A 3,471-nucleotide genomic window follows, 5' to 3' on the forward strand; every position below is an offset into this window, starting at 1 on the left:
ACCTCGTGCTGGGTGGAATGGTGGCGTATCACTCAACCCCATGGCGAAACCGGCGCGCCAACGTGAAACCAACCATCTGCGCGCGATTTACCGCTGGCACCCGGAATTTGCGGGCAGCGCGTTTATTAATTACCTCGGTGATGAAGTGCGTGACTACGACAACGCCATGATTGAAGGCGGCGATGTGCTAGTCATTGGCCGTGGTGCGGTGTTAATTGGCATGTCCGAGCGCACCACCCCACAAGGGGTTGAGCAACTGGCACGTAGCCTGCTGTTCAGTGGCCAAGCCAAAGAAGTGATTGCAGTGCAACTGCCGAAAAATCGCTCGTGCATGCACCTAGATACCGTGATGACCCACATGGACGTGCACACCTTCTCGGTTTATCCCACCGTGATGCGCCCCGACTTGCCATGCTGGCGCCTGACCCGCAAAGGCGAAGACGGCCTTAACGTAGACGCGCAGTCTTGCTACCTCACCGCGATTGAAAAAGCACTCGACGTCGGGCCGTTAAACATCATTACTACCGGCGGCGACAGCTATGCCGCCGAGCGTGAACAATGGAACGATGCCAACAACGTGCTCACGGTCAAACCTGGGGTGGTGATTGGTTATGAAGGCAACACCTACACCAACGAGAAATACGACAAAGCCGGTATCAAGGTGTTGTCCGTCCCCGGCGACCAGCTAGGACGAGGCCGTGGTGGCGCGCGCTGTATGAGCTGTCCGCTCGAGCGCGACGGTATCTAAGGCTCTCCGGTTTAACGTTAGCCGCTGCCTCGCCAGCGGCTTTATTTTACCGTCTACTGTTATGTTTACTGGCAAACTCCTACATTCACGCCCGCCAACCGAAATTTAAGCCGCATCATCACTTCTTCATCATTATCAGGATGTTATTAAAGATCGGCCGAAGACTCGGCAAAAAGGCCTCATTCTACTGTCATACTTTTTGATGAGTGAGCATTTACTCTAGTACCAGAAATAATTAACGTCGCCACAAGGCGACACGTTTTTTGTGAACGATACTCTCACCTCGGCGCTTTACACATAGCGTGTTAGGACACAGACATCGCACTATACAAACGTTAGTTCGCTAACGTCAGTTGCAGTACACAAGAGGACATGCGATGAATAAGAAAATACTGATTTCGCTGCTATTAGTCGGCTTTACCCACACTTTTACCCCCGCTTTTGCCGGCAATGCAGATAACCGAGTGGTCACAGTCAAGCGTGACACCGCCAAACAGCTTAGCCGAGACTATGCGCAAATCGCCCCAACGCTACAGCGCAACATTAATAGTTATGGCTTAAATGCCCCCTTGTCGGCACTGACAAAGCCTCAAGCGCGCAGCTCACGCAGCAAGCGCAGCCTGGATACTCAGCTACACAGCGCTGACCGTGCGTTGCGTGAAGCGCAAGGCGTCGAAGACGTCGCCGACCAACTGCTCGAAGTACGCTTAGCCGACCCCAGTATGCTGGCGCGCTGGCAGGCCGGCCAAGCGCCTTTGTTTGCTTTTGAACCGGCAGGCGATGAAAAGACCTGGACCCAAATCGAAGCATTTGATATCGAAGGCAACACCCATTGGCTAGACGTCTATCAAATGCCAGACCGCCCGGTATTGGTGGTGGATACCAATGGTAAAGCGTCTCTTAAAGCCGGTCTGGAAGTGATGCGTCGCACCTTGGCCGAGCAGAACCCTGCCCCACGGATGCGCCGAAGTGCGCGCATGATGGCACAAGAGCCCGCGGAGCCGATTGATACCACKGTGCTAAAAACCATTCGCCTGGCCGACGACAAAGAACCGTGGATCTCCGGTGCGGCAGAAGTGTATGCCATTGTGACTGGCGTGAACCCCAGCCGCGACGAACCGATGCTCGATATTGTCGATATGCCTTATTTGGATTACGACAAAACCACCTATTATCCTAATCAGGTGATGATCCACTGGGACCGCTATCGTTGGGGCGCGGCAGACGTGATCTTGATGGAGCAAGACGATGGCACCAACTACAAAGAGCTGGCGCTGAAACTTAACGAGGTGGCGAGCGACATCCTAGCCGCGATCCCCGACTTGGAAGCGCAAGCCTATGGCGTGGTCACGCAAATCACCGGAAAAATCATCGAAGCCATCCCCGACGGCTGGCTGACCAACGATGATGACTTTGTCGATGTGTACTACACCCTACTCAAAGACCGCGAATACCGCGACCACCCCAGCGCCGGCGGCAACACCATCGCCACCTGGGAGCCACTGACCATCGAACCGACAAAGTAATGGTGGACTGGAGATAGAAAGCCAAAACGCAGCCGTGGGGCTGCGTTTTTTCACTGTGACGTTACTGCCCTGGATCTCTATTACTCGTTCCCACGCTCCTGCGTGGGAATGCATACGAGACTTGAACCATGAACTGAAATCGTTACAAAATCTTCAAGCCGAACTTGTCGAGTTTGGTTACTCTGATTCTGCTGAACGGATCTCTGTTCTTACACGCTCGGACCCCGTCATACTTGGCAAGCCCTATAAAAGAAGTGATCGTTTCATCTAGCTACCCTAATTTAAGTGCCAATCTAACTGACTTTTTATTACACAAAAATGCGCAAAAAATGCAGCTTTCAACATTTTTACGCGCATAAAAGTGTATAAATTAACACTTTTATGCTCGTCATAGTGTATTCATTGAGAGGAGAAGCGGGAGCAAGCAAGTCAACAACTTGTAGCGTTGATTGGCATTAGCGCGTTTATACGCCGGTTATTCGGATGTGTGATGATGAGACACATTTTCCAGCCGTTCTGCCAGCCACATTTTAATGATTGACTGACGTGTTACGCCCACCCGGCTAGCCTCACGATCTAATGAGGCTAACATCCACTCGGGGAAGTCCACGTTCACCCGTTTCTGGGTTTGTCTTGGACGCTTAGCTTTCGATAGAGCAAGATCATCTACAATGTCATCGTCACTCTCAAACTTGGCATCAAATTCATGCGCTTTCATATAAGCTCACCTCCGCTTTCCGTGAACGCCTGACAGAAATGATCCGAATATTGTTGCCACGATATGTGATTACGCCAGACCAATACTTACGGTTTAACAGCCCGAGCACCACATACCCTGGCTCATCGCTTGTCTTGGCAGGAATTTCAATAAGATAAGGATCGTCCCACAAACCTTGCGCGGTCTGGAAGTCAATTCCATGCTTCGTCGCATTTAACCTGCTTTTGTTCTCATCGAATTCAAATCCACCCATGAGTAAAAATTATACTCTTTTTGCATACTGTGCAACCTACTAGCAAGTGGTATTGACTCGTTCCCACGCTCCTGCGTGGGAATGCATACGGAACTCGAACCCTGAACAGAAGTCGTGACAAAACTATCGAGCCGCACTTGTCGAGTTTGGTTGCTCTGATTCTGCTGAACGGGTCCTTGTTCTTACACGATCTAACACCRTGGCCAATGTTAGTGGGCCATTACAA

3 protein-coding genes and 1 pseudogene are annotated in these 3,471 nt (G+C 51.4%); 2 read left to right on the forward strand and 2 right to left on the reverse strand.

Going from position 1 to position 3,471, the window contains the following annotated elements; translation table 11 throughout:
- Both BZG14_RS14870 and BZG14_RS14875 read left to right on the forward strand, forming a co-directional pair.
- Positions 1-748, forward strand: a pseudogene (locus BZG14_RS14870) (arginine deiminase family protein); the annotation flags it as partial.
- Between the two features lie 377 nt (positions 749-1,125).
- On the forward strand, positions 1,126-2,274 hold the full coding sequence (locus BZG14_RS14875; RefSeq protein ID WP_077609109.1) for a DUF3103 family protein: 1,149 nt from the start codon (positions 1,126-1,128) through the stop codon (positions 2,272-2,274).
- Positions 2,275-2,749: 475 nt separating this feature from the next.
- On the opposite strand, the gene brnA is transcribed toward BZG14_RS14875, so the two are convergent.
- Complete coding sequence (gene brnA, locus BZG14_RS14880) at positions 2,750-2,992, reverse strand: type II toxin-antitoxin system BrnA family antitoxin (protein ID WP_077484198.1); 243 nt, start codon at positions 2,990-2,992, stop codon at positions 2,750-2,752.
- Entirely contained in the window at positions 2,979-3,245 is a 267-nt protein-coding gene (locus BZG14_RS14885; protein ID WP_077609110.1) for a BrnT family toxin, read from the reverse strand. The genes brnA and BZG14_RS14885 overlap by 14 nt, the downstream gene beginning before the upstream one ends.
- Positions 3,246-3,471: the final 226 nt, after the last annotated feature.

It is taken from the genome of Salinivibrio sp. IB282, from assembly GCF_001995685.1.
In the GTDB taxonomy this organism is placed as follows: domain Bacteria; phylum Pseudomonadota; class Gammaproteobacteria; order Enterobacterales; family Vibrionaceae; genus Salinivibrio; species Salinivibrio kushneri.